Source organism: Qipengyuania sp. SM2507 (assembly GCF_053714505.1).
Window position 1 is genome coordinate 841,852 of the sequence record NZ_CM132307.1, and the last position, 25,106, is coordinate 866,957.

Sequence of the window (25,106 nt, forward strand, 5' to 3'; positions counted from 1 at the left end):
AGGCGGCCTGTCCTCGCGTAGGCGGGAGGAAGGTGAGGATTCCGCAGGAGGCGTTTATCGCGGCGTTGCGGATGGGTAGGAGTAGGACAGCGCATCTTTGCTGGTTGCGCATTTTTCCCGTTTCGATTTGATATTACGGACGAAGGTCAAAATCGAGACCCAGAGGCGAAAAACCTGGATGCTAAGCACAACTCCGTCAGCCATTTCAGGCACGTAAAGTGCAATAAGCGAACCAGCAAGTCTCGCCGCTATAAAGACCATCTGCAATTTGAGATCGAAAGACATTTACCCTATCCTCTAGCTTGTCACGCCAATCCGTGACCCGCTGATAGTCTCAAATCTCGCGATGCAGGTTCGGCGGAATCAATGCGGAAAAAATGCGGAAGGTATGTGGTTTTGGCGGAAACGAGCTTTGGACAGTCGCTTGGAGACCTTATCCGAAGAAAGCGGAAGGCGGCTGGCCTTACGCAACTTCAACTGTCCGAAGATGCCTACGAGACCCCAAGTAAAGTCAGGCGAATAAGCGAACTAGAGACCGGTAAGGTACCGAACCCCCATTCTGCGACTGTCGATCCCATTATCCTAACCCTGAAAATTTCGGACGAGGAACTGGAGAGATGCGCAGGCTCATTCGATCAATCGCGCCCGAGTGACCTCAATGACGCATTCCATAACGCAAGAAATCTGATTGAAGCGCTTGCTCGGCAGTTTGAACACGATAATCCTGATGCTGAACTTGGCGAACTCGATTCCTTTCTTCGAACAAAATCGAAGGAGTGGCGCGAACTCAAATCCAAGATCAAATCACTTGAAAGCGACGATGCTAAGGTAGATGCTGCCAAGCAAAAGGCCGAAGAAGCTCTTAGCAATGGGGAATTTGACGATGTTGATCGTTACCTCCAAGAAGCGGAAGAATTTCATCAACAATCTAAAACGATTGATGCAATTCGAAAGCAGTCGGAGATACGGATCGCTCGAGGCGATGCATTATTACTCAAGGGTGATGCAGATTCCGCGCTCGCGGCCTTCGAGAAGGCAGCTGATTTCTTCGCTCCGTTTGACGCAAACCTTCAAGCTTTGTCGCTGGGAACCACGGCCTGGCGGATCTACGAGGTTTCGCTTAGAAGTGTACCCGGAAGATTTGACGTTTCTGCAAGCCTCCTGCGCAGATTGTTGAAGCTTGAAATTGTAGCTTCGGATCCTTTGGAGAAGTCAAAGACTGCTTATCGTCTCGGACTTGTTTTAAGAAATCTTGCCGATCGGACGGAGACTGGGCGTTCGAAAGAAATCATTTATGAAGCTACTTCTTTTGCTCGTGACGCACTGGCTGGGGCTAAAGCGGTCGGAGATCCTTTCCAGCAAGTGAGTAGCGCCGTAAATTTGGCGAACTGCTTAATGGCTGTCGGTCGAAATAATAAGGATGTAGAGCCTATAGAAGAGGCAATTAGAGTTCTTCAAGAATTTAAAAAAATCTGTGCTGAAGATGATAATGCTTCGCAACTTTTGCAACACGTGGCGAATAGTCTAGGTAGCTCTCTGCTTTATAAGGCTGGATTGGTAAATGCTGAGGATATTTACGATCAAGCGATGCATAATTTCATGTTGGCAGTGTCGGCAAGCGAAGAAAATTTAGACATCGAGGTTTGGGGTGGTGCAAAAGCGAATGTTGCGCGGCTTTTGAGGCGGAAAGCTCAGATGCGCTCCGAAGACGCATACGAGAGCTCATTCCTCCGTATCCGTGCTATTTCTGAATATCAGGCTGCGTTGGAAACTTACCCGGAGACTATTTTCTCAGATAGATTTGCGGACATTCAGTTTGAGATTGCAGGATTGTTCTTTCACCATGCTCAGAGTTGCGACGATCGATTGACTGAGTTGTATTTTATGAGAAGTCTCAACGCCTATGCGGCTGCAGGATATATTCACACTCGCGATGTTAATCCGCGGCGGTGGGCAGAGATCAATTTATATACGGCATCAGTTTTCGCGGTTCATGCGGAAAAATTCGACCATGCTCGTGAGCCTGATATTGAAGAGGCATTAGTGCGATATCGCGAAGCAGGCGAAGTATTCAAAATGATCGGCGCATCAGAATTTTTGCAGGTTTGTGAAGAGGCGATTGCTCGACTGCACGAGTTACGCGAAGGTAAGTTATGACCTTCGGCGTTTTTATGCACAAGGATGGGTCGATCTACGACGACATCCCCGAAGTGCATTACCAGTTTCCCAAGAGCTATCTCAGCCGCGCCAAGCAGATGGTCGGCGACTGGATCGTCTATCGCGAGCCGGTGAAGCTGCCGCAGTCCAAGGGCTTCTTCGCAGTGGCGAAGGTTGAGCGGATCATTCCCGATCCCGACATATCGGACCGCTACCGCGCGCTGATCGAAGAGGGCAGTTATCTGCCGTTCTCGCCGACCGTTCCGCACAAAGTCGATGGCCAGCCGGTCGAGCGCGATCTGGCCAATGCACAGGCTGCGGTGCGCCCGCTCTCCAACTCCGATTTCGCGCGGATCATCGCTCTGGGCCTGCCCAAGGACGACACGCTGCCGCGCACGGGCGATCCCGCACCACTGAACCTTGTGCAGGACAATCCGCAAATGCCGTTCGAGGTCGAGCGGCCCATGGTGCAGACGCTGCTCAACCGTCCGTTCCGCGACCGGGCCTTCCGGCGCGCGGTGCTGCAGGCCTATGACGGGCGCTGCGCGGTGACGGGGTGGAAGCTTGTCAACGGCGGTGGTCGGCTGGAGGCCGAGGCGGCGCATATCCGCCCGGTCGAGCGCGGCGGGCCCGACAGCATCCGCAACGGGCTCGCGCTGTCGGGCACCGCGCATTGGATGTTCGACCGGGGGTTGATCGGGCTGACGGACGATCTCGACATCATGGTGTCGCGGCAGGTCAATGATCCGGCGAGCATCGAGGCGATCATCAACCCGACGCGCAAGGCCGTGGCGCCAAGCCGCGCAGCGGAGCGCCCGCATCCGGCGTTCCTCGCGTGGCATCGGGAGCATTGCTTCAAGCTCTAGCGCTTGTGGCTTGAGTTTTTGTTTGCGCCCTCAGGCGCCGGGCGCGGGCCATCCGGCCCGCTTGGCTTTCCTCGCATAGGCTCGGGCGGCCGTCGGCCTTGCGGTCCGCTGCGCGGCCCGGACTTGCGCTCGCCAGTTCGGCAGCGCGCCTTACTCCCACCCATCATCCTTGAGCCCATGCCGGCGCGCTCCGGCATCCTGCTCGGGCTCCGCCTCCTGCTCGCCCCAGCCGGGCGGGGGGAGGCGGATCGCTTCGGTCCCGTCTGCCGCCGCGCGCGCGGCGCCGCCGCCGTAGTCGGGGTGTTCGGGGTCGGTCCACGGGTCGTAGCCCGCCGCGCTGTCTTCCGCCATGATCCGGTTGTGCTCGTCGAGCGCGGCGCGGGCGCGCGGGCTCATGCGGCGCATCCGATTGGTGTGCATGGTGTCGATCCAGGCGTCGATCCGCTCGTAGCTCTCCTTCTCCTCCTCGGCGGCGCGCGTGGCGCTCTCGGCCTCCCAGGCCTTGCGCCACTCCCGGTGCCACTGCTTCTTGAGCCGCGCGAGTTCCATCGCGTCGAGCCCGCTCAGCCCCTTCGCGCGGCCCTCGCTGAAACGTTCAGGCGCGCGGTTGCGCAGGAGGAACATCAGCAACCGGTCGTTGTGGACCACGCGCGTGCCGACCAGCTTGCCATAGGAATAGACCGGGACCTCGACCCCGTTGAGCGCGCGCTCCATCGCCACGTCCTCGATCCGCTGGACCCCGAGATCGAGCGCGGCTTGCCAGGCGGCGCGGAACTCGCGCGCCTCCGGGTGGCGGCGCAGCAGGTAGGCGCCGTGATCGGCGCGTGCCACCGCGCGGCAGGCGCTCGCCACGCTGCCGGTGTCGGCCAGCGCCTCGATAAAGGCGCACTGCACCGCGGGCGTCCAGCCGTTTGAGCGCTGCTTGAGCCGCGGGACCGGCGCGAAAGCGGGCAGCGTGCCGCGGGGCGAGTGCGGGGTTTGCGGGGCGGGGGCGGGTGGCGCGGCGGGCGCGGGCGAGTCGGGGTCGGTCATCCACGAGGATGAAGCAGATTTGCGGCGTGTAGGAAAATGCGGGGTTTTTTGTTTTAGCCTCAAGCGCCGACGCCGACATCCGTCGGCTTGGCTATCCTCGCATAAGCTCGGGCGGGCGGTCGCCCTTGCGACGCCAGCGGCGTCGTCCCTGCGCTAGTCGGTTGGCTTGGTGGCGGAGCACGGGCCCTCGGGCCCGCAAGCGCGACCGCGCGCCCGCAGGCCCGTCAGGGCCGAGGATATCGCGAGCGCGGATGCGCTTGCGGAAGCAAACTACGCTCTCGTTTGCCCGTCCCCGTGCACCAGGTATTTGAAGCTCGTCAGCTGTTCCAGCCCGACCGGGCCGCGGGCGTGCATCTTGCCGGTGGCGATGCCGATCTCGGCGCCCATGCCGAACTCGCCGCCGTCAGAGAACTGGGTCGAGGCGTTGTGCATCACCACCGCGCTGTCGATCGCGGTCATGAAGCGGCGCGCGGCGTCGGCATCCTCGGTGAGGATGGCGTCGGTGTGGTGCGAGCTGTGCGTATCGACCCAGGCGATGCCCTCCTCGAGGCCATCGACCACCTTCACGGATGCGATCGGGCCGAGATATTCGGTGTCCCAATCCTCCTCGCTTGCCAGGTTCAGCCGGTCATCGAGCGCGACCGCTTCGGCATCGCCGCGCAATTCGCATTCGCCTGCCATCGCCTCGGCGAGCTTGGGGACGACCTCGCCCGCCACCGCGCGGTCGACCACGACGCTCTCGGTCGCGCCGCAGACGCCGGTGCGGCGCAGCTTGGCGTTGCGGATGATCGCCACCGCCTTGTCGATGTCGGCCGCGGCGTGGACATAGCTGTGGCAATTGCCGTCGAGGTGCAGCAGCGTGGGCACGCTGGCCTGGTCGCGGACCAGCTCGACCAGCCCGCGCCCGCCGCGCGGGATCACCAGGTCGACGAATTCATCGGCCTGGAGCAGCGCGGCGACCGCGGCGCGGTCGGTGGTCTGGACGGTCTGGACCGCATCCGCGGGGAGCCCGGCGGCCTTGAGCCCGGCCTGCATGCAGGCGACGATCTCGCGCGTCGAATACCGGCTCTCGCTGCCGCCGCGCAGGATCACCGCATTGCCCGATTTCAGGCACAGCGCGCTGGCATCGGCGCCGACATTGGGGCGCGATTCGTAGATCATCCCGATCACCCCGATCGGCACCGCGACGCGCTCGATCTTGAGCCCGTTGGGGCGATCGAACTGCGCCAGCAGGCGGCCCACCGGGTCGGGCAGCTCGGCGATTTCCTCGAGCGCGCTCGCCATGCCCTCGACGCGGTCCTCGGTAAGCTTGAGCCGGTCGATGAAGCTGGCGTCCTTCTTGCCTTCGACGCTGGCGACATCCTTGGCGTTGGCCGCGAGCAGCGCGGGCATCGCCGCGCGCAGGGCCTTGGCGGCTTCGGTCAAAGCTGTGTTCTTGGCCTCGGTGCTGGCGGTCAGCAGCTGGCGTGCGGCGGCGCGGGCGCGGCTTCCGAGCTCGTGGATGTGGAGTTGCGGGTCGAGTGTCTGGTCGTTCATCTTGGGTTTCCTTGCAGGAGGAGGGAAGGGAGCGGGAGCGGCCTGGTCAGCGCAGCTCGACCGCCCGGTTGTAGGCCGCGGCGAGCGTGTCGCGCATCCGGGCCGAAATGAGATCGTCGCCATTGAGCGCGTCGAGCCCGGCGGCGGTGGTGCCGGCCTTGCTGGTGACCGAATTGCGCAGGGTCTCGAGGTCGGGCGCGCCATGCGCCTCGGCCATGGCGACCGCGCCGCCCATCGTGCCCAGCACCATGGCGCGCGCTTCGCCTTCCGAAAAGCCCATCTCCATCGCCGCGGCGACATAGGCGCGGGCGATCTCGAAGACATAGCCCGGGCCCGAGCCCGCGACCGCGGTGACCCTGTCGAGCTTGTCTTCGCTGTCGACGGTGACGGTGGCGCCCGCGCGGCGCATCATCGCCTCGGCATGGGTCAGCGGATCGGTTTCGGCGGCGCGATCGGCGTAGAGCCCGCTGACCCCGCGACCGACCGCGGCGGGAAGGTTGGGCATGACCCGCACCACCGGCGCGCCGCCCATGGCCTGCGCGATCCGTTCGGCGGCTGTGCCCGCGGCGATCGAGAGGACGTAGCCGCCCGGCTCGAGATGCTCGCGATAGGGCGGGATCAGGTCGTCGATCATCTGCGGCTTGATCGCGACGACGATGACATCGAAGCGCTCGTCGCCCAGCGCGGCGCGATCGGCAAGCAGGCGCGCGCCATCTGGCGCACTCGTCAGGCCGGGATCGACGATGGTGAAGTTTTCGCCGCCGGTCATCCAATGGTCGAGCAAGGCGCCGCCCATCTTGCCACAACCGATCATGAGTATTTTCGAGAAAGTAATAAGTCGCTCCTTGCGATAATTGCGCGATATTTGTCGATCTTCAAATCTATTTGATCGAGCGAAGGGCCCAATAGGGAAAGAATGTTTTCCGGCGAATTCAAACAATTGATACGGTGCGATAGTCGAAGAGTTTTCAACCTTGCGGGTTGTGCGCTGCACCATCGCTATCTATGTGGAAATCCCATTGCTTTCAACCCGGCGGAATTTCTACTGTGACGACCAAACGCAGCGTAGTCGTAAAAATCGGTTCGGCCCTGCTGGCCAACCAGGACCTGCTCACCCCGCGGTTCGGCTTCCTCCAGCGGCTGCTCGAGGATGTGGCCCGGCTGCGCTCGGAGGGCATCAACGTCATCATCTGCTCCTCCGGTTCGGTGGCGCTGGGCTTGCGCGTTGTAGGGGAAACGCCCGAGAGCGCCGGTTTATCCGACAAACAGGCGGCGGCCGCCTGCGGGATGCCGGTTCTGCTCAACGCCTACCGTACGGTGGGCCATGAATACGCGATGGAAATTGCGCAGGTGCTGCTGACGCTGGGCGATTTCGAGGACCATCGCCGCTTCCTCAACACCCGCAACACGGTCCACCGGCTGCTGAAAGCCGGGGTGATGCCGATCGTCAACGAGAACGATTCGATCACCACCGAGCAGATCCGGGTGGGCGACAACGACCGGCTGGCGGCCAAGGTCGCGCAGATGATCGGCGCCCGGGATCTGATCATCCTCACCGGGGTCGACGGGCTCTACGACCGCAATCCCGACGATCCCGAGGCGCAATTCGTGCCCGAGGTCGCGGATGTCTCGAAATACATGGCTGCGACCAAGGGCAAGAGCACGCTGGGCACCGGCGGCATGGAGACCAAGCTGCTGGCCGCCAATATGGCGCAGGAAGCGGGCTGCACCACCTGGATCGCGCAGGGCGATGCCGACCGCCCGCTCAGCACCGTGCTTTCGGGCGAGCGCCGCGCCACCAAGGTCCTGCCGCATCCCAATCCGATGTCGGGCTGGGACAGCTGGATCGCCAACCGGCTGCAGATGGCCGGCAGCCTGTCGGTCAGCAAGGCGGTAGCCAAGGCGCTCACCAGCGGCGATCGCCCGATCTGCCGCTCGGACGTGGTCTCGATGGATGGCGATTTCGCGCGCGGCGACGTGCTGCATATCTACGACGGCACCGGGATCGAGCGCGCGCGCGGCCTGAGCGATTATTCCTCCGAGGAATTGCGCGTGCTGATCAACAATCCCGATACCGATGAAGAGCAATTGCTCGGCTATCGCACCAAGGGCGAGATCATCCGCAGCAACAATCTGGTGCTGCTGGAAAACCGCCACCTGCTGTGGGATGCGCCCGAAGGCGTGAACTGAGGCCCGGACGCCGGGCCGGCATGGCAGGCGGGCATTAAGCGCTGCCGACCCCATACCTTCACTTGGCGTTCAGCGCGGCGCTGGCTATAGGCCTGTCCCATGACCACAAAGCCGATCCTCGCCGCCGCGCTCGCCGGTGCCACCCTGCTCACCGGCGCCTGCGCCTCCACCGGGGGCGCCGAAGCGGATACCGCCTATGTGGCGCGCGATGTCGAATCGCTCTATTCGGTGGCCAAGCAGCGGCTCGACCGCAACCAGCCGACGCTGGCCGCGGCGCTGTTCGACGAGGTCGAACGCCAGCATCCCTATTCGCCCTGGGCCCGCCGCGCGCAGCTGATGAGTGCGTTCAGCTATTACGTCGCCGCCGATTACAACAAGGCGATCCAGTCGGCGCAACGTTTCCTGACGATCCATCCGGGCAACAAGGACGCGCCCTATGCCTATTACCTGATCGCGCTCAGCTATTACGAGCAGATCAGCGACGTCCAGCGCGACCAGAAGATCACCGAGCAGGCGCGCACCGCGCTGACCGAGATCAACCGCCGTTTCCCGCAGAGCGAATACGCCGCCGATGCGCGGTTGAAGCTCGACCTGGTCGAAGACCACCTCGCGGGCAAGGAAATGGAGATCGGCCGCTACTACCAGCGCAGCGGCCGCTGGATCGCGGCGCAGATGCGCTTCCAGAACGTGGTCGACACCTACCAGACCACCAGCCACGCACCCGAAGCGCTCTACCGCCTGACCGAGAGCAGCCTCGCGCTGGGGATCCCGGAAGAAGCGGTAAAATACGCCGCGGTGCTGGGCTCCAACTACCCCGGCAACGAATGGTACGAGCGCGCCTACGAACTGGTGCAGGACCATGCCGCGGGCGTGACCCCGAGCTGATTTTGCGGGGGCGTTCGCGCCGTTCCCCCCCACACAGGCTTCTTCGCCCCGCGCTCGACCTCCCTTCGTCATTGCGAGCCGCCGCAGGCGGCGCGGCAATCCATTGACCGACGGTTTCGGCTTGGCGCTACCGGAGTTACCACCCGCGACGCCACGCCATGGATTGCCGCGTCGCTACGCTCCTCGCAATGACGAGAGCGGGATCTTGGGGCCATATTCGTCGTTCGGCAAAAGCTGGGAACTTACGCGGCGGGCACATCAGATGGTATCGTCAGCTTATCCGGTACCGCTGCCCGAAGCTGCCTTTCGGCTTACGACCCATTTGCAGACATTCAGGACATATGCCAAAGCCGCGTTATGAAGGCTTGGCAATCTTGGTCCTTATTCGGGTTAGCGTGTGGTGTAATCGCATATTTTGTAACCGACGAGTGGGGCGCGAGAGCGGTTACCTATATCTTTCTTTTCTCTGTCCCAGTTGTTTGGGTTGCGAGGAAGATGCGCAGGCTAGATTGACCGCTTCCCACCCCAGTCCCGGACGTTCCGGTCCGACTTGCGCCGCCCTGAAAGCGGACCGTGGAATCTTCTTCCCCTTTCCCGCTATCCCCCCACCGCATCCCCCGCGGCGACGCCGCTCGCCCAGGCCCATTGGAAATTGTAGCCGCCCAGCCAGCCGGTGACATCGACCGCCTCGCCGATCGCGTAGAGCCCGGGGTGTTTCTTCACCGCCATCGTTTGCGAGGAGAGTTCGCCAGTGGCGATGCCGCCGCTGGTCACCTCGGCCTTGGCGAAGCCTTCGCTGCCGTTGGGGTGGAAGCTCCAGCGCCCCAGGCTTGCCTCCGCCTCGCGCAGGGCGGCGTCGGGGGCGTTGCCCAATTCGCTGGCGATTCCGATCCGCTCGGCGAGGATATCGGCGAGGCGGTGCGGCAGCGCGTCGCGCAGGAGGGCGCGTAAGCCGAGGCGCGGGGTCACGCGCTTGGCGGCGAGCAGCCAGCCGGGCTCGTGCTCGGGGAGGAAATCCACCGTCACCGGATCGCCGGGCTTCCAGTAGGACGAGACCTGCAGGATCACCGGGCCCGAGAGCCCGCGATGGGTGAACAGCGCCGCTTCGCTGAAGGCCTGCTTGCCGGCGGTCGCGGTCACCGGCGCGGCGACGCCCGAGATCTCGCGGAACAGCACGTCGTCGCCGCCCAGCGTCAGCGGGACCAGCGCGGGGCGCGGCTCGATGAGCTTGAGCCCGAACTGGCGCGCGAGCTCGTAGGCGAAGCCGGTCGCACCCATCTTGGGGATCGATGGCCCGCCGGTGGCGATGACGAGGTTTTGTGCGCGATAGGTGCCGCCTTCCGTGCGGACGGTGTAGCCGTCCTGCGCGGCGACCTCGACTACCTCCTCGCCGCAGCGCAGCGTGACCCCGCCGCCGCTCTCGCGCGCGCGGTCGCACTCCGCCAGCAGCATCGCGACGATCTGCTTGGCCGAACCGTCGCAGAACAATTGCCCGAGCGTCTTCTCGTGCCAGGCGATGCCATGGCTCTCGACCAGGTCGAGGAAATCGCGCGCAGTGTAGCGCGCCAGCGCGGATTTGGCGAAATGGGGATTGGCCGAGATGTAGTTCGCCGGTCCCGCACCCAGATTGGTGAAATTGCAGCGCCCGCCGCCCGAGATCAGGATCTTCTTGCCCGGCGCCTCGGCGCGTTCGAGCAGCAGCACCTTGAGGCCGCGCTGCCCGGAGCGCGCGGCGCACATCAGCCCGGCGGCCCCGGCCCCGAGGATGATGGCGTCGTAATCGGTCATCTGGCGCTCAGAGCGGCGCCGCTTGCGGCGGACGCTCCTGCCGGGCGAGGAAATAGAGCAGCGTTCCTGCCACCACCAGCGCGCCGAACACCGCCCAGCTCTGCGCATCGGCATGGGTCGCAACCCACAGCGTGCTCACCACGGTAAGCGCGCAAACGACTGTCCGGACCGGACGGATCCGCCCCTCGCGATGCTCGAGCACCGGCAGCGCGAAGGCGGCGATCAGATAGGTCAGCAGCCGCGTCAGCGTGCCCGCCAGCGCCAGCACCATGAAGCCCTCCCACAGCCCGAAGGCGATGCTCGCCGCGCCGTAGAACAGGATCGAATTGACGGGCGTGCCCAGCCTGGGCGAGACCGCCATGAACCAGCGCGGCAGCATTCCCCTTTCGGCCATGCCATAGGTCATCCGCGGCAGGCTGATCCCGCCGGCAAAATTGTTGGCGCCGATGCTGAAGGCCGCGGCGATGACGATGGCAATCGCGCCCACCGGCCCCATCGCGTCGAGTGCGGCGACCGCCAGCGGGTTGTCCGCGCCTTCGCCGACCACCGGGGCGATCGCGATATAGGCCCAGATCACCAGCATGTAGAGCAGCGTCACCGCCCCCAGCATCGCGACCAGCGCCAGCGGCACGTCGCGTTTGGGGTTCTTCATCTCGCCCGCGGGGAGGACGACATATTCGAAACCGATGAAGGCGTAATAGGTCAGCAGGACGATACTTTCGGCGGCGGAGAATTCGGGCAGCACCAGCCCCATGCTCGGCTCGCCCGCAAACAGGCCTGCGCCGATCAGCGCGAACAGCGGCAGCAGCTTGACCGCGGTCAGCGCGCCCAGCGTCGCCACCGAGCTCTTGAGGCTGAACAGGTTCACCACGGTGATGAAGCCGATGAAACCCGCCACCACCAGCGGGCGCAGCAGCGGGCCGTCGAGCGCGGGGAACAGCGTGGCGAGATAGGAGACCATCACATGCGTGTTGGCCGCCACGGTGACGATGGCGCTGGCATAGCGCGCCCAGCCGGCCTGGAAGCCGACGAAGCGCCCGAAGGCGGCCTCGCCATAGAGGATCGGCCCGCCGCTGTGATCGAACCGGGCCGAAAGCCAGGCGAACACCAGCACCAGCGGCAGGAACAGCAGCCCGCCCAGCAGCATCATCCACGGCGCGAAATCGCCGACCGCGAGGAACAGCGTCGCGGGCAGCGCAAAGATGCCGGCGCCGATCATCCCGTTGACGGGCAGCAGCGCGGTGCCGAACAGGCCCATGGTTCGGGGTGGCGCGGTTCTGGTGTCCATCGCTTCGGATTGCATCGCTTCGATCCCCTTGCGGCCCCGGGGCGGCCCCGGGCAGCGGCGCGCCTATGCCGTGAGCCCGTCCGCGTCATCAAAGCAGAAACCGGACGCTGCCAACAAGCAGAAGTTTGCTTGCGGGTTTCGCCCCACATCGCGCCAGAGGTTCACATTCGCGGCCCTTGCGCATAATTGGAGGCCATGGCTCGCACTCCCGCCGGAACCCCGCACGATCCGAGAGGCCAGGAGCGCTTCCACGAGGGGCGCGCTACGAGCACGCTCGCGGGCGCGCAGCCCGATCTCGCGGCAGGCGTCGCCGCGATCCGCGAGACGGTGCAGACGCTCAAGCCCAAGCCCGGGGTATACCGGATGCTCGATGCCCGCGGCGAGGTGCTCTATGTCGGCAAGGCGCGCAGCCTCAAGGCGCGGGTCGCCAATTACACGCAGGTCAAGAACCTCACCAACAGGCTCCAGCGGATGGTCGGCCAGACCCGTGCGATGGAGATCGTCACCACCAATTCCGAAGCCGAGGCGCTGCTGCTCGAGGCGCAGTTCATCAAGCGCTTCCGCCCGCCGTTCAACGTGCTGCTGCGCGACGACAAGAGCTTCCCCTTCATCCTGCTGCGCGCCGATCACGCCTTTCCGCGGATCAGCAAGCACCGCGGCGCGCGCCGCGCCAAGGGCAATTACTACGGTCCTTTCGCCAGCGCCGGCAGCGTCAACAAGACGATCAACGCGCTGCAGAAGCTGTTCCTGCTCAGGAGCTGCACCGACAGCTTCTTCGCCAATCGCGACCGGCCCTGCCTGCTCTACCAGATCAAGCGCTGCTCGGCGCCGTGCACCGGGCGGATCGACGAGGCAGGCTATGCCGAGCTGGTGGGCGAGGCCAAGGATTTCCTCGCGGGCAAATCCAGCGCGGTGCAGGGCAAGATCGAGCAGCAGATGGCAAAGGCCGCCGAGGCGCTCGATTTCGAGACCGCCGCAATCCTGCGCGACCGCTTGCGCGCCGCCACGTTCATCCAGGGCAGCCAGGCGGTCAACGCCGCCGGGGTGGGGGATGCCGATGTCTTCGCGCTGGCCGCGAAGGGCGGGCAGATCGGGGTCCAGGCCTTCTTCATCCGTGGTGGGCAGAACTGGGGGCACAAGGCCTTCTTCCCCAAGAACACCGGCGATATCGACAATGACGACGTGCTCGCCGACGTGCTGCTGCAATTCTACGAGGAAGTGCCTCCGCCGCGCATGATCCTGATCGATCGCGTGCTCCCCGAACAGGAACTGATCGCCGAGGCGCTGGCGGCCAAGGCGGGGCACGCGGTGGCGATCTCAATCCCGCAGCGCGGCGACCGGCGGCGGCTGATGGAACAGGCCAGCCGCAACGCCACCGAAGCGCTCGACCGGCGGCTGGCCGAAACCGGCACCAAGGCGACGCTCAACCGCGCGCTGGCCGAATTCCTCGAGCTGGAGGAACCGCCCGCCCGCATCGAGGTCTACGACAACAGCCATATCCAGGGCACCAAGGCGGTGGGCGCGATGGTGGTCGCGGGGCCCGATGGCTTCGAGAACAGCCAGTACCGCAAGTTCAACATCAGGAACGCGGCGGGGAACGACGATTTCGCGATGATGCGCGAGGTGATGCAGCGCCGCTTCCGCCGGCTGGCGGAGGGCGAGGAAGCGGCGGAGTCAGAAAACGGGGAGGACGTTGAAGCCGCGCCAGCGCGCAAGCCCGCGCCCAAGCCCTCCCGGGGTCACGAGGCGGTCTGGCCCGATCTGGTGCTGATCGACGGCGGCAAGGGACAGATGAGCGCGGTGCGCGACACGCTGGCCGAGATGGGGATCGAGGACGTCCCGCTGGTGGCGATCGCGAAAGGCCCCGACCATGGCCGCGAGGGGCGCGAGGTGTTTCACTTCCCCGATGGCCGCGAGAAGACGCTGCCGGTCAATTCGCCGCTGCTGTTCCACCTCCAGCGGCTGCGCGACGAAGTCCACCGCTACGCCATCGGCGCGCACCGCGCCAAGCGCAGCCGCGCGATCACCGCCAGCCCGCTCGACGAGATCCCCGGCATCGGCCCGGCCCGCAAACGCGCGCTGCTGCTGCACTTCGGCACTGCGGGGAAGGTGAGGGCGGCCGCGCTGACCGACCTCACCCGCGTGCCGGGCATCAGCGCCGCAGTGGCGCGGCAAGTGTACGACTTCTACCACGCGGGGGGGTGAGGGGGCACCATAGTCCCTTCCCTTCGGCGGAGGGATAAGGTGGTCAGTGCGCCGGGGCGATGGTTTGACCACACTCACAGCGTTTGGGTAATTTCCAGACTGGGTGCCTGGCTGAACGTCGGCTTTGGGGAGGGAGCTGATCAGGCGATATTGTCGGCTTATGGGGTGGGAAGCAGTCATTGTTCGGTCTCAATTCGCGTTGCGCACTAACTCATATTTTGGGGTGGCTCTGGACCTACCGGCGCGTATTACAAATAGCTCTGGCGATTGAATATGGCCGTGTTCCTTGAGAGAAGGGTTTGAACAGTTGTTATTCGACCGCCAAATCAGTTTAACGTTGTCCGCTATAATGGGTATGACGGCGCTTGCTCTAAGCAGCTGCAGTCCACCGACTGCCGACGATCGATCTGCAGAGCATGGCAATGACATCGGCGTTTGCTTGACCCGGATATTGGTAGATGAAGGCTCAAGCAACGCAGCGGTATCATATGTATCGAACTCCGGAGCTTACATCCTCAGGATTTTCTCAGGAGAATATTACCCCACCAATGAAGCGGTCCAGATCAGGAAAGAGATCAGGGTCATTGCTGCTCAGCTATCGGTTGAATTCCTCGATGACTTGGTGGAGCGCCCTCCGCAGGGGCCCGACGATTACGATCGAATATATGAACTTTTTGGCAACCCAGAGTATTCTCGCTTGAAGTCGCTCACGCGCGGAAGTGCAATCCGTTTCGAGACGGATTCACTCGGCATGGTCGAGAGCGTTTATCCCGACACAACGAACTCCTTAGTCCGCTCGGGAAACTGGCTTTTTGTCGCGTCGATTTACCAAGGCTCGGAAAGCGAGATTCCGATGGCACAGATCAATGAGGCTTTACGAATAATAGCGGAGGCGACGACTGAGGCAAAATGTCCCTGATGTCTGCAATTGGGTCGTTTGCCGACAGTCAGCTTTTTGCGCAGAATCGTAGAAAGCAGCCAGTCCGCATCTGGGCGCTTCCCTTCGAGCCGCGAACGTCTGAAATCGGGGTGGAAAGCGGACATTGTGTAGACTAGCATGCCCCGTCGCTATGCGGGGTAGATAGGATATGAGGCGCGACCGTCGGCTTCTCATTGCAATGCTGCTTTTCTTGGTCGCACTTGTCGCGGGCATAATCCAAGCTTGGATCGTTAACCTCTACATCTTCGCGGCGGTTATGGGGCAGCAATATTGGAATCAGTTCACCGATTTTTTCGGAGTCGAGCCAGTGGTCGGGCAAAACCAGGCCTGCTTCGACTACTGCGCGCCCTCATTACCCTTCGCCGCAGGTTGGGTTGGAATCGCGGCATTTGTCGCGGGCTGGATCATGATCGCGCATGCATGGTGGAAGCCGACGCGCTAAGAGCATACCCGCAACATCCGCAAGTGGGTCGTTTTCAGACTGGCAGCTATAAGGGTCCGCTCTCATCGAGCAAACTAGCCACTGCACGCGCAAGTTGTGGTGCCAATCGGCACACGCCATCCCGCCTGATAATAGGATCGGCTGCACTCATTGGGTGCTGACCTTTGCCCCGCAATCCGCGCATTTCCGCCATCGCGGCGTGTCGCAAGTGTCAGCCGACGCTCTGCCCGGCTTCCTTCAGCCGCCGCGCCAGGAAGGCGAAGCGGGCGGCCTTGCCGACGTCGTTCTGGAACGAGGAATTGACGATCCCGCCCACCACCGAGCCCGCGATCGGCACCAGCATCCCGGCGCGGCTGCGCATCGTCGCAAAAGCAAGCGCGCGCGAGATGCGCTCGACCGCCTGGTCGACCACCGGGGTGATGTGTTCCTGCCCGGCGTGGATCAGATCGCCATCGCCACCGATGCCCGCCTCGAGCGCGGCGATCCGCTCGGCGCGCACTTCGGGATCGTCGAGCGCGGCGAGTTCGAGGATCTGCAGCCGGAACAGCTTCTCCGACGGGCCCTCGCCGGCAAAGCCATAGGCGCGGCCGGTGTCGCGGATGGTGCGCAAGGCGATGGCGATGGTGGCGGGGATGTCGGCGCTCATCGAAATCGCGCCGCCGAGCCCGGCGGCGGCCCCGGTCGAGGCACTGATGGCGCGCGCGGTGCGGACCAGACCCTTCGCGGCGTCATGCGCGGCCTGGAGGTCGTGCGGGTCGTGGGTGAACTTTGCCAGCTCCTTCATGCCAACCGCGCGGTCGAGCCCCTTGAGCACCGCCTCGACCAGCGCTTTGGGCACCACGCTGGCGAGCGCCTTGCCGAAGGGGTGCGTCAGCCGCTCGATCCCGCGCCCCAGCATGGAGGGTTTGCTTTGTTTGTACTTCAGCTGGTTGCGCTGCCAATCCATGCTCGGGTCCTTGTCTGTGCGGGCGAAAATGCTGCGTCGGTAGGATAGCGGCATAAGCGCCAAGCCGTTCCCGGGCAATTGGCTGCGCGGGCGGCGGCTCAGGCGGGGCAGGGCGAACGCTTGCGGCGGCGAACCACGCCCTCCTGCGCGACGCTGGCGACCAGCCGGCCCTCGCGGTCGAAGATCCGTCCGCGGTTGAAGCCGCGACCCGCGCCGCTCCACGGGCTGTCGGTGGCGTAGAGCAGCCATTCGTCGGCGCGCGCGGGGCGGTGGAACCAGATCGCGTGGTCGAGGCTGGCGCCGTTCAATTCGCCGCGCGCCCAGCTGAGGCCATGGGGCAGCGCGGAGGTACCGAGCAGCGTGTAGTCGCTGGCATAGGCGATGACCGCGCGGTGGATCGCCGGGTCGTCGCCGAGCGCGGGGAGCGGCGCGACGGTGCGGAACCAGCTGTGCGCCTGCGGTGCGCGCGGTTCGCTGTTCATCCAGTGCAGGCTGTCGCTGGTGCGCATCTCGATCGGTCGCGGGCGCAGCATCAGCGCGCGCTGCAGTTCGGAGACATGGTCGAGCTTGGCGATGAACTCGCGCCGCAGCTCGGTGTCGGGTGTCAGCTCCTCGGGCGGGGTGACCTGCGGCATCGCGTATTCGTCGTGGCTCAGCCCGTCCTCGGGCTGCTGGAAACTGGCGGTGAGGTTGAGGATCGGGCGGCCCTGCTGGCGCGCTACCACGCGGCGGTTGGCAAAGCTGCGCCCGTCGAAATCGCGCGCGGTCTCGTAATCGATGTCGACGCCTTCCTCGCCGCCGCGGAGGAAATAGGCGTGGAGCGAGTGGGCGCCCATGCCCTCGGGCGCGGTCGCCTGCGCGGCCTGCAGCGCCTGGCCGATGACCTGCCCGCCGAACACGCGGCCGACCCCGCCGGGCTGCGGCTGGCCGAGGAAGTGGTCTTCGCCCTCGCGCGCCACGGTGAGCAGCTTGACGAGCCCCGCTACGAGCTTGGCGGGGGTGGAATCATCGGGGATCGGTTCGGTCATGGCGGGCGCTTTGCGGATCGCCCGCCGCAGCGTCAATCCACCGCACCGAGTTTCCGCAGCACCCGATAGGCGTTGGCCTTGCTGCGATTGGTGCGCGGCCAGCGCCCGGGAGCGGCGGGACGCAGCCCCAGCCCGCGCAGCACGCGGTTGAGCCCGCGCGCATCGGCCTCGGCGAAGCTCCAGTCGCTGCGCCAGGTGATCGACAGCGAGATCGAGCTGTCGGGCCCGTTGCGAACGAAATGCGGCGCCATCACCGGTACGAACACCGCCTCGCCCGGACCGATGGCGAAGGCTCGACCGCCTTCGGCCAGATCCTCCTGCCAGCGCAATTCGCGCGCGCCGCCCGAATGATAGGTCTCGTGCACCTCGTCGGGCGCGAAGCGGGCATCGCCGGCGGGGAATTGGGTCATCACCTTCGAACCCTTCACCTGCAGCAGGATGTTGTGCTCGGGGTCGAAATGATAGGGCGTGACGGCGTTGGGCGAGGAGATGAAGACGAACCCCTGCGGGCGGAGCATGGCGCCGGTCCTGGCCTCGATCTGGCTGCGCAATTCGCCCAGCAGCCCCAGCAGCAGCGCCTCGTAGGCCGGGTCCTGCTCGATATTCTTGAGCACCGCCCAGCTGTTGGCCGAGGCGATGCTGCGGATGGTGTCCTCGATCGACAGTCCGGTGGCAGCGGGCTTGCCATCGACGCCGATCGGCAGGTCGCCGCGATTGTACTCGATCGCAGTCTCGGGAAGGCGACCCGCCAGCCGGGCGAGGCTATCGAGCTCGAGCAGTGGATGCACGCCCAGCGCGTGGGACAGGACATGCGGCTGCTCGGGATAGAGCTCACCGAACCGCTCGCGCGTCGCGGCGTCGAAGATGGGCGCGGTGTCGTCGGCCACCGCTGGCGCGGGCGCGGCAGTGGTGGCTGTGGCGATGCTATCCATGATGGTCCCTTTCGCAAGGTTCGGCGCTGCGCTCGAGCTGGCTCATCAGCCGGAAGGCAGTGCGCTTGAGCGGTCCGCCGAGCGCGATATTGAGCGTCAGGATGGTGCGCTTCTCGTGCCAGATCCGCTCGATCATCGGATGGTTCGCCGCCGCGCAACTGTCGCACCAGGCGATGTCGGCGCGGTCGAGCAGCGCGAGGTTCTCCTGCTGGAGCAGCACCCCGGGCGAGAATTTGGCGTAACGCTCGTCGAACGCGGTCTTGAAGGAGAAGCTTCCGGGCGCGGCGATAAAGGTCGCGAGCATCGCGATGGGTGCCCCGTCGAGGTTGAGCGCCAGCCGCTCGAGCCGGCCCGCCGCCGCACCGCCCTGCAGCGCCGCGCGGAAATAGTCCGCGACCGGCGCATGGCTGGCGAGCGATGATCCTTCCTCGCCCTTCCACCCGGCGTTTTCGAGCGCGAGGAACCGGTCGATCCAGCGATCGAGACCTTCGGCGCTCGAGAGACGCTCGAATTGCACCTCCCCCAGTTCGCCCAGCCGTTTGGCCTGACGGCGCAATTCCTTGCGTTTCTTGGCGCTCATCGCGGCTTCGAAATAGGCGCTCGAGCCAAGCGGGGAAAAGAGCAGCGCGCGCTCCTCGCGCCCGACGACCGTCGAGGAGCGGCGGGCCTTGCCAAGAATGCGGAGCAGTGCCTGCGTCACCGGGCTGTCCTCGGGCAGGCAGTTCAGGTGGAGAAAGAGTTCGAAACCGGCGCGATCGTCCATGGCCTCGAGCGCGGCGCGCCAGAACGCGTCCTCGCACCCGCGCCGGACCAGCGGGATTCCGCAAAAGGCGTTGTCGTGCAACCAGCCGGTCAGGTGGCGGATCGGGCGGTCGTAATAGCTTCTGGCCCGCGCGACCGGCAGCAGGCCGACCAGTGTGCCGCCCTCGCGATAGGTGAGCAGCGCGACATCGCCGCGCCGCGCGAGATGCGCGAGAGCGGGGCGCAGGTTCCATTCCTCGTAGAAGGGATTGGGCGCGGCGGCATCGGCGGCCAGCGCCTGCCATTCCGCGACGAATGCGGTGGTGAGCGCGGCGGGGTCGTCGAGCCACGCGATGGTCGTGTCGGCCCCGGTCGCGTCCTGGCGATCAAGAGCGATAGCCGCTCCGGGCTCGTCGGATGCCATGCTGGCCACGCCTCAACCCTCGCTAAAAACGCGACAATACGTGTCGCGGGCGGTGTCTTAGCAATGGTGCGCTTAAAAAGCCCTAAAGCCCCGTAAAAAGCGAACCCCGCCCGGATCGCTCCGGACGGGGTCCTGATTTCGCAAAGATCGCCTCGGTCAGACCGTGCCACCGGCCAGTGCCGCAAGCAGCAGCAGCGCGACGATATTGGTGATCTTGATCATCGGGTTCACCGCCGGGCCGGCGGTATCCTTGTAGGGATCGCCGACCGTATCGCCGGTCACTGCGGCCTTGTGGGCTTCGGAGCCCTTGCCGCCGTGATTGCCGTCCTCGATGTATTTCTTGGCGTTGTCCCAGGCGCCGCCACCCGCGGTCATCGACAGCGCGACGAACAGCCCGCTGACGATCACGCCGAGCAGCAGAGCACCGAGCGCGGCGAAGCCGTTCTCCTGCCCCGCGATCGCGGTGATGACGAAATAGACCACGATCGGGGCCAGCACCGGCAGCAGCGAGGGGATGATCATCTCCTTGATCGCCGCCTTGGTGACCAGATCGACCGTGCGGGCATAGTCGGGCTTGGAAGTGCCCGCCATGATGCCCGGGTTCTCGCGGAACTGGTCGCGGACATCCTTGACCACATCGCCCGCCGCGCGGCCCACCGCAGTCATGCCCATCGCCCCGAACAGGTAGGGCAGCAGCGCGCCGAGCAGCAGCCCGACGATGACATAGGGGTTCTCGAGGCTGAAATCGACGTCCGCCGCCGGGAAGAACTCGGCGAGGTCGGCGGTGTAGGCGGCGAACAGCACCAGCGCGGCGAGGCCGGCCGATCCGATCGCATAACCTTTGGTCACCGCCTTGGTGGTGTTGCCCACCGCGTCGAGCGCATCGGTCTTCTCGCGCACGCTGTCGTCGAGGCCCGCCATTTCGGCGATGCCGCCGGCGTTGTCGGTGACGGGGCCATAGGCGTCGAGTGCGACCACCATGCCCGCGAGCGCCAGCATCGAGGTGGCGGCATAGGCGATCCCCATCAGTCCCGCGAACTGGTAGGCGCCGATGATCCCGGCGACGATCGCCAGCGTCGGCAGCGCGGTCGATTCAAGGCTGATCGCCAGACCCTGGATCACATTGGTGCCGTGGCCCGTCTCCGAAGCCTTGGCGATCGAGCGCACCGGGCGGAAATTGGTCCCGGTGTAATACTCGGTAATCCAGATGATCACCCCGGTCAGCAGCAGACCGATCATCGCCGACCAGAACAGGTCCCAGCCGGTGAAGGGAGCGATCGACGATGTGCCTTCTTCGGCAAGCGGCGCGCCCGGATCGATCGCAGCGAGGTTTTCGCCGCCGATGACCATGTTGAGATCGCCCAGCGCGAATTGCATCGCCAGCCAGATCGCCGGGATCGACAGCACCGCGGTGACGAGGAAGCCCTTGTACATGGCGCCCATGATGTTGGTGCCGCCACCGAGGCGGACGAAATAGGTGCCGATGATGCTGGTGACGATGCAGACCCCGCCGATCAGCAGTGGCAGCGCCATCATCGGGACCAGCATGTCGCCCAGATTGCTGAGCAGCAGCGCGGTGAGCACCATGGTGGCGCCAACGGTGACGACATAGGTCTCGAACAGATCGGCGGCCATGCCGGCGCAATCGCCGACGTTGTCGCCGACGTTGTCGGCGATGACCGCGGGGTTGCGCGGATCGTCCTCGGGGATGCCCGCCTCGACCTTGCCGACCAGATCGGCGCCGACATCGGCGGCCTTGGTGAAGATGCCACCGCCAAGGCGCGCGAAGATCGAGATCAGCGAAGCGCCGAAGGCGAGACCGACGAGTCCGTCGATCACTTCGCGGCTGTCGGCGGCATGGCCGGCAATTTCGACGAGGTAATAGAAAAACACCGCGATCGCGAGCAGCGCCAGCCCGGCGACCAGCATGCCGGTGATGGCACCGGCGCGGAAGGCGAGGGTGAGACCCTGCTGCAACCCGCTCTGCGCCGCGGCTGCGGTGCGGACGTTGGAGCGCACCGAGATGTTCATCCCGATGAAGCCCGCCACGCCTGAAAGGATTGCGCCGATGATAAAGCCGACTACCGGAATGATGCCGAGGAACACGCCGACGAGAATGGCAACGACGATTCCGACGATGGCGATGGTGGTGTACTGGCGCTTGAGATAGGCCTGCGCGCCTTCCTGGATGGCGCCGGCGATTTCCTGCATTCGCTCATTGCCCGCGCCCGCGCGCAGCACCTGGCGGCTGGTGACGAAGCCATAAATAATGGCCAGCAGTCCCAACCCGATCGATATAAGAACAAGGTTCACTAAAATTTCCCTCCCCGCTTATGTTTATGCGCTCCCTCGCGAGTGTGTGGGCGCATGATGGGGCAGGGTATATAGCGGCATGTGAGCGTGACAAGCCCGAAGCCTGAGTATGCCCGGTCGGGCTCAGCCGTGGGTGTAGCCGAGCCCGTCTTCGGGGGAGAGGGGGCGGCCGTCGAGCCGCAACGGGCCGTGATCCAGCGGCGCGACGGTGCCGATCCGGCTGGCCGCGACGGGCAGGGTGGCATTGGCGGGCGCGGTGAAGAGCAGCTGGTAGTCGTCGCCCCAGCGCAGGCACTCGTTGCGGCGAGTCTCGTCCACTACGGGGACCGCCGCGCTGTCGAGTTCCAGCGTGACCCCGCTGGCGGTTCCGAGCCGCCAGGCGTCGAGCAGCAGGCCGTCGGAGACATCCATCATCGCGCTGACCAGCGGGGCGAGCGCGCGGCCCTCGGCGAGCAGCGGGGTGGGGCGCAGATAGACTGCGGTGTCGGCCTCGCCGCCGCCGGTGAGTGCATCGTGTCCGAGCATCGCCGCGCCGAGTGTGCCGGTCACGAACACGCCGTCGCCCACCTGCGCGCCGCTGCGCGATGGGACCGGCACATGCGTCGCACGCCCCAACGCGGTGACGCCCCAGCTGCGCTGCGGACCGCCCTTGACCGTGTCGCCGCCGAGCAGCGGGACGTCATAGGCGTCCAGCACTTCGCGCAGACCCTCGATGAAACGCGCATCGCCCTCGCCGAGCATATGGCCGAGCAGGATCCCGACCGGCTCCGCACCCTTGGCGGCGAGGTCGGAGAGGTTCACCGCGACCAGCTTCCAGGCGATATCCGCGGCGTCCTGACCGGGCAGGACATGCACCCCCTCGACCAGCACGTCATGCGTCAGCACCAGCGTTTCCCCGCCGAACGCGAGCACCGCGGCATCATCCGCCAGCCCGCGCGCCGCCGGATTGGCGGCCAGCGCGCGCAGGGCGGCGATGAAATCGGTTTCGGTCAGCTGCGGACTTCCTTGGCCACGGCGTCGAGGATGCCGTTTACGAATTTCGCCTCGCGGTCGTCGAAGAACGCCTTGGCGACATCGACATATTCGCTGATCGCGCTGCCTACGGGCACATCGGGGCGGGCGATAAGCTCGTAGGTGCCGCAGCGCAGCACCTGGAGCATGGTCTTGTCGAGCCGCGCCAGCGTCCAGCCCGACGCCAGCTTGGCGATCAGCGCCTCGTCGATTTCCGCACGGCGGGCATCGACCCCGGCGACCAGATCGTCGAAGAAATCGACCTCGGCGTCGGCGTATTCCTCGCCTTCGACCTCGTGGCCGAGGCGGTGCATGTGAAATTCGTGGAGCAGCCGCGCGAGCGGGGTCTTTTCCATCTGCATCTGGTAGAGCGCCTGGACGGCGGCGAGACGCGCGGCCGAACGGGCCTGACTGCGGGCGGGTTTGTTCATTTCAATCTCAATTCGATGGAGCGCGCATGCGCGGGCAGGCCCTCGGCTTCGGCCAGCGCGACCGCGGCGGGGCCGATCGCCGCCAGCGCGGAAGCTCCGGCGTCGATGAAGCTGGTGCGCTTCATGAAGTCGAGCACCGACAGCCCGCTGGCAAAACGCGCGCGGCGTCCGGTGGGGAGGACATGATTGGGGCCGGCGATATAGTCGCCGACCGCCTCGGGGGTGGTCCGCCCGAAGAAGACGCTGCCCGCGTGGCGCAGTCCGTCGAACAGCACCTGCGGATCGGCGACCGCGAGTTCGACATGCTCGGCGGCAAGCCGGTCGGCGAGCGGCAAGGCCTGTTCGATTTCATCGACCACGATGATCACGCCATGCGTGTCCCAGCTCGCGCGCGCCACCTTGGCGGTGGGCAGGTTCATCAGCTGGAGATCGACCGCATCCTCGACCATCCGCGCGAAACCCAGATCGTCGGTGATCAGGATCGACTGGCTGGTCGGGTCGTGCTCCGCCTGGCTGAGCAGATCGGCGGCGATCCATTCGGGATCATTGTCGGCATCGGCGATGACGAGGATTTCGCTGGGCCCGGCGACCATGTCGATCCCGACCACGCCAAAAAGCTGGCGCTTGGCTTCGGCGACCCAGGCGTTGCCCGGGCCGGTGACGACATCGACCTTGGCGATCCTTTTGGTGCCATAGGCGAGCGCGGCGACGGCCTGCGCCCCGCCGACGCGCCATATCTCGTCGATCCCGGCGATATGTGCGGCTGCCAGCACCAGCGCATTGGTCTCGCCCTTGGGGGTGGGGGTGGTAACCGCGAGCCGTTTGACCCCGGCCACCTTGGCGGGGATCGCGTTCATCAGCAGCGAGGAAGGGTAGGAGGCGCGCCCGCCGGGGACGTAGAGCCCCGCCGCATCGACCGGCAACCAGCGCGCGCCCAGTCGCATCCCGATGTCATCGGTGCGGTCGCTGTCCTGGGGCAGCTGGTGCTCGTGATAGGCACGGATGCGGTCGGCGGCGAGCTGGAGCGCGTCGCGCAGCACCGGGTCCAGCGCGTCATAGGCGGCGCGGCATTGCTCGGGCGAAATCCGCCAGTCGTCGTCATTGGTGAGGCGGTGGTTGTCGAAGCGCGCGGTGTATTCGACCAGCGCATCGTCGCCGCGCTCGCGCACTTCGTTGAGCATGTTGGTGACATCGCGACCGACATCGGCATCGCTGTCGCGGCGGTTGCGGACGATCTTTGTGAAGGCCTGCTCGAAATCATCGGCATTGGCATCGAGGAATCGCATTACGCGGCCTTTCGGGCGGAAGCATCGGCACGGAAGGCCTCGACCAGCGCGCCGACGCGCGGATCGGTCTTGAGCGCGGCGCGGTTGACGATCAGCCGGGCGGAGATGTCCATGATGCGACTGGTCTCGACCAGTCCGTTCTGCTTGAGCGTGCGCCCGGTGGAAACCAGGTCGACGATCCGCCCCGCCAGGCCCAGCACCGGGGCGATCTCCATCGCGCCGTTGAGCTTGACGCATTCGGCCTGGATCCCCTGGCGCTCGAAATGCCGCCGGGTGATGTTGGGATATTTGGTCGCCACCCGCAGATGGCTGGCGCTGCAGATATTGTCCGCAGCCCGCTCGGGCTCGGCGACCGCGAGGTGGCAATGGCCGATGTCGAGATCGACCGGCGCGTAAAGGTCGTCGTAATCGAACTCCTCGATCACGTCCGAGCCGACGATCCCGGCCTGTGCCGCGCCATGCGCGACGAAGGTGGCGACATCGAAGGCGCGCACCCGGATCAGCCGCATGTCCTCGCGCGTGGTGCCGAAGGTCAGCGAGCGGTTGGCCTTGTCGTGGAAAGCATCCTCGGGCACCACGCCGGCGCGCGCCATCACGGGCAGCGCCTCGTCGAGAATGCGCCCCTTGGGCACGGCGAAGGTCAGCAGGTCGGGCATGGTCGCGCA

Annotated in this window: 22 protein-coding genes; 7 read left to right on the plus strand and 15 right to left on the minus strand. The window is 65.2% G+C overall.

The genetic code is table 11. The features are described from left to right. Positions 1 to 54 precede the first annotated feature (54 nt). Positions 55 to 285: a hypothetical protein gene (locus ACWIKC_RS04005; protein ID WP_454598837.1), complete on the minus strand. Its 231-nt coding sequence runs from the start codon at positions 283 to 285 to the stop codon at positions 55 to 57. Positions 286 to 396: 111 nt separating this feature from the next. Between ACWIKC_RS04005 and ACWIKC_RS04010 the strand changes: the two genes are divergently transcribed. Together ACWIKC_RS04010 and ACWIKC_RS04015 are read left to right on the plus strand one after the other, a co-directional pair. Continuing rightward, positions 397 to 2,157, plus strand: a complete 1,761-nt coding sequence (locus ACWIKC_RS04010) for a helix-turn-helix domain-containing protein (RefSeq protein WP_454598838.1) — start codon at positions 397 to 399, stop codon at positions 2,155 to 2,157. Beyond that, complete coding sequence (locus tag ACWIKC_RS04015; RefSeq protein ID WP_454598839.1) at positions 2,154 to 3,023, plus strand: HNH endonuclease; 870 nt, start codon at positions 2,154 to 2,156, stop codon at positions 3,021 to 3,023. The genes ACWIKC_RS04010 and ACWIKC_RS04015 overlap by 4 nt, the downstream gene beginning before the upstream one ends. A gap of 150 nt (positions 3,024 to 3,173) precedes the next feature. Here the strand turns inward: ACWIKC_RS04015 and ACWIKC_RS04020 are convergent, their stop codons facing one another. The 3 genes from ACWIKC_RS04020 to ACWIKC_RS04030 all read right to left on the minus strand — a co-directional run bounded on the left by ACWIKC_RS04020 (position 3,174) and on the right by ACWIKC_RS04030 (position 6,405). Then, complete coding sequence (locus tag ACWIKC_RS04020; RefSeq protein ID WP_454598840.1) at positions 3,174 to 4,055, minus strand: hypothetical protein; 882 nt, start codon at positions 4,053 to 4,055, stop codon at positions 3,174 to 3,176. Positions 4,056 to 4,325: 270 nt separating this feature from the next. Then, positions 4,326 to 5,591 carry a glutamate-5-semialdehyde dehydrogenase gene (locus tag ACWIKC_RS04025; RefSeq protein WP_454598841.1) on the minus strand — a complete coding sequence of 422 codons (1,266 nt, stop codon included), beginning with the start codon at positions 5,589 to 5,591 and terminating at the stop codon, positions 4,326 to 4,328. 46 nt (positions 5,592 to 5,637) lie between these two features. Continuing rightward, on the minus strand, positions 5,638 to 6,405 hold the full coding sequence (locus ACWIKC_RS04030; protein ID WP_454598842.1) for a pyrroline-5-carboxylate reductase family protein: 768 nt from the start codon (positions 6,403 to 6,405) through the stop codon (positions 5,638 to 5,640). A 233-nt stretch (positions 6,406 to 6,638) separates the two neighbouring features. On the opposite strand from ACWIKC_RS04030, the gene proB reads away from it, so the two are divergent. Further along, positions 6,639 to 7,781: a glutamate 5-kinase gene (gene proB, locus ACWIKC_RS04035; RefSeq protein WP_454598843.1), complete on the plus strand. Its 1,143-nt coding sequence runs from the start codon at positions 6,639 to 6,641 to the stop codon at positions 7,779 to 7,781. A gap of 99 nt (positions 7,782 to 7,880) precedes the next feature. Further along, the gene (locus ACWIKC_RS04040; RefSeq protein ID WP_454598844.1) at positions 7,881 to 8,666 is read left to right on the plus strand and encodes an outer membrane protein assembly factor BamD; all 786 of its coding nucleotides are present in this window, start codon (positions 7,881 to 7,883) and stop codon (positions 8,664 to 8,666) included. Between the two features lie 597 nt (positions 8,667 to 9,263). On the opposite strand, the gene ACWIKC_RS04045 is transcribed toward ACWIKC_RS04040, so the two are convergent. Together ACWIKC_RS04045 and ACWIKC_RS04050 are read right to left on the minus strand one after the other, a co-directional pair. Further along, a complete protein-coding gene (locus tag ACWIKC_RS04045; protein ID WP_454598845.1) occupies positions 9,264 to 10,454 on the minus strand; it encodes an NAD(P)/FAD-dependent oxidoreductase in 1,191 nt (396 codons plus the stop codon). 7 nt (positions 10,455 to 10,461) lie between these two features. Beyond that, positions 10,462 to 11,757 carry an APC family permease gene (locus tag ACWIKC_RS04050; protein ID WP_454598846.1) on the minus strand — a complete coding sequence of 432 codons (1,296 nt, stop codon included), beginning with the start codon at positions 11,755 to 11,757 and terminating at the stop codon, positions 10,462 to 10,464. A 180-nt stretch (positions 11,758 to 11,937) separates the two neighbouring features. On the opposite strand from ACWIKC_RS04050, the gene uvrC reads away from it, so the two are divergent. The 3 genes from uvrC to ACWIKC_RS04065 all read left to right on the plus strand — a co-directional run bounded on the left by uvrC (position 11,938) and on the right by ACWIKC_RS04065 (position 15,329). Then, complete coding sequence (uvrC, locus tag ACWIKC_RS04055) at positions 11,938 to 13,947, plus strand: excinuclease ABC subunit UvrC (protein WP_454598847.1); 2,010 nt, start codon at positions 11,938 to 11,940, stop codon at positions 13,945 to 13,947. 286 nt (positions 13,948 to 14,233) lie between these two features. After that, positions 14,234 to 14,866, plus strand: a complete 633-nt coding sequence (locus tag ACWIKC_RS04060; RefSeq protein ID WP_454598848.1) for a hypothetical protein — start codon at positions 14,234 to 14,236, stop codon at positions 14,864 to 14,866. Positions 14,867 to 15,065: 199 nt separating this feature from the next. Continuing rightward, complete coding sequence (locus ACWIKC_RS04065) at positions 15,066 to 15,329, plus strand: hypothetical protein (protein ID WP_454598849.1); 264 nt, start codon at positions 15,066 to 15,068, stop codon at positions 15,327 to 15,329. A gap of 211 nt (positions 15,330 to 15,540) precedes the next feature. Here ACWIKC_RS04065 and ACWIKC_RS04070 read toward each other — a convergent pair whose 3' ends face one another. The 9 genes from ACWIKC_RS04070 to hisG form a co-directional block, all read right to left on the minus strand. Next, the gene (locus tag ACWIKC_RS04070) at positions 15,541 to 16,275 is read right to left on the minus strand and encodes an EcsC family protein (protein ID WP_454598850.1); all 735 of its coding nucleotides are present in this window, start codon (positions 16,273 to 16,275) and stop codon (positions 15,541 to 15,543) included. 98 nt (positions 16,276 to 16,373) lie between these two features. Next, entirely contained in the window at positions 16,374 to 17,303 is a 930-nt protein-coding gene (locus tag ACWIKC_RS04075) for an acyl-CoA thioesterase (RefSeq protein ID WP_454598851.1), read from the minus strand. 32 nt (positions 17,304 to 17,335) lie between these two features. Further along, the gene (locus ACWIKC_RS04080; protein ID WP_454598852.1) at positions 17,336 to 18,235 is read right to left on the minus strand and encodes a transcriptional regulator; all 900 of its coding nucleotides are present in this window, start codon (positions 18,233 to 18,235) and stop codon (positions 17,336 to 17,338) included. Further along, positions 18,228 to 19,400: a GNAT family N-acetyltransferase gene (locus tag ACWIKC_RS04085; RefSeq protein ID WP_454598853.1), complete on the minus strand. Its 1,173-nt coding sequence runs from the start codon at positions 19,398 to 19,400 to the stop codon at positions 18,228 to 18,230. Before ACWIKC_RS04085 ends, ACWIKC_RS04080 begins: the two co-directional genes overlap by 8 nt. A gap of 156 nt (positions 19,401 to 19,556) precedes the next feature. Continuing rightward, positions 19,557 to 21,713, minus strand: a complete 2,157-nt coding sequence (locus ACWIKC_RS04090; RefSeq protein ID WP_454598854.1) for a sodium-translocating pyrophosphatase — start codon at positions 21,711 to 21,713, stop codon at positions 19,557 to 19,559. A gap of 123 nt (positions 21,714 to 21,836) precedes the next feature. Next, positions 21,837 to 22,679, minus strand: a complete 843-nt coding sequence (gene thiL / locus ACWIKC_RS04095) for a thiamine-phosphate kinase (protein WP_454599435.1) — start codon at positions 22,677 to 22,679, stop codon at positions 21,837 to 21,839. Positions 22,680 to 22,702: 23 nt separating this feature from the next. Further along, complete coding sequence (nusB, locus tag ACWIKC_RS04100) at positions 22,703 to 23,155, minus strand: transcription antitermination factor NusB (protein ID WP_454598855.1); 453 nt, start codon at positions 23,153 to 23,155, stop codon at positions 22,703 to 22,705. Further along, the gene (hisD, locus tag ACWIKC_RS04105; RefSeq protein WP_454598856.1) at positions 23,152 to 24,441 is read right to left on the minus strand and encodes a histidinol dehydrogenase; all 1,290 of its coding nucleotides are present in this window, start codon (positions 24,439 to 24,441) and stop codon (positions 23,152 to 23,154) included. Before hisD ends, nusB begins: the two co-directional genes overlap by 4 nt. Further along, on the minus strand, positions 24,441 to 25,097 hold the full coding sequence (gene hisG / locus ACWIKC_RS04110; protein WP_454598857.1) for an ATP phosphoribosyltransferase: 657 nt from the start codon (positions 25,095 to 25,097) through the stop codon (positions 24,441 to 24,443). Before hisG ends, hisD begins: the two co-directional genes overlap by 1 nt. Positions 25,098 to 25,106: the final 9 nt, after the last annotated feature.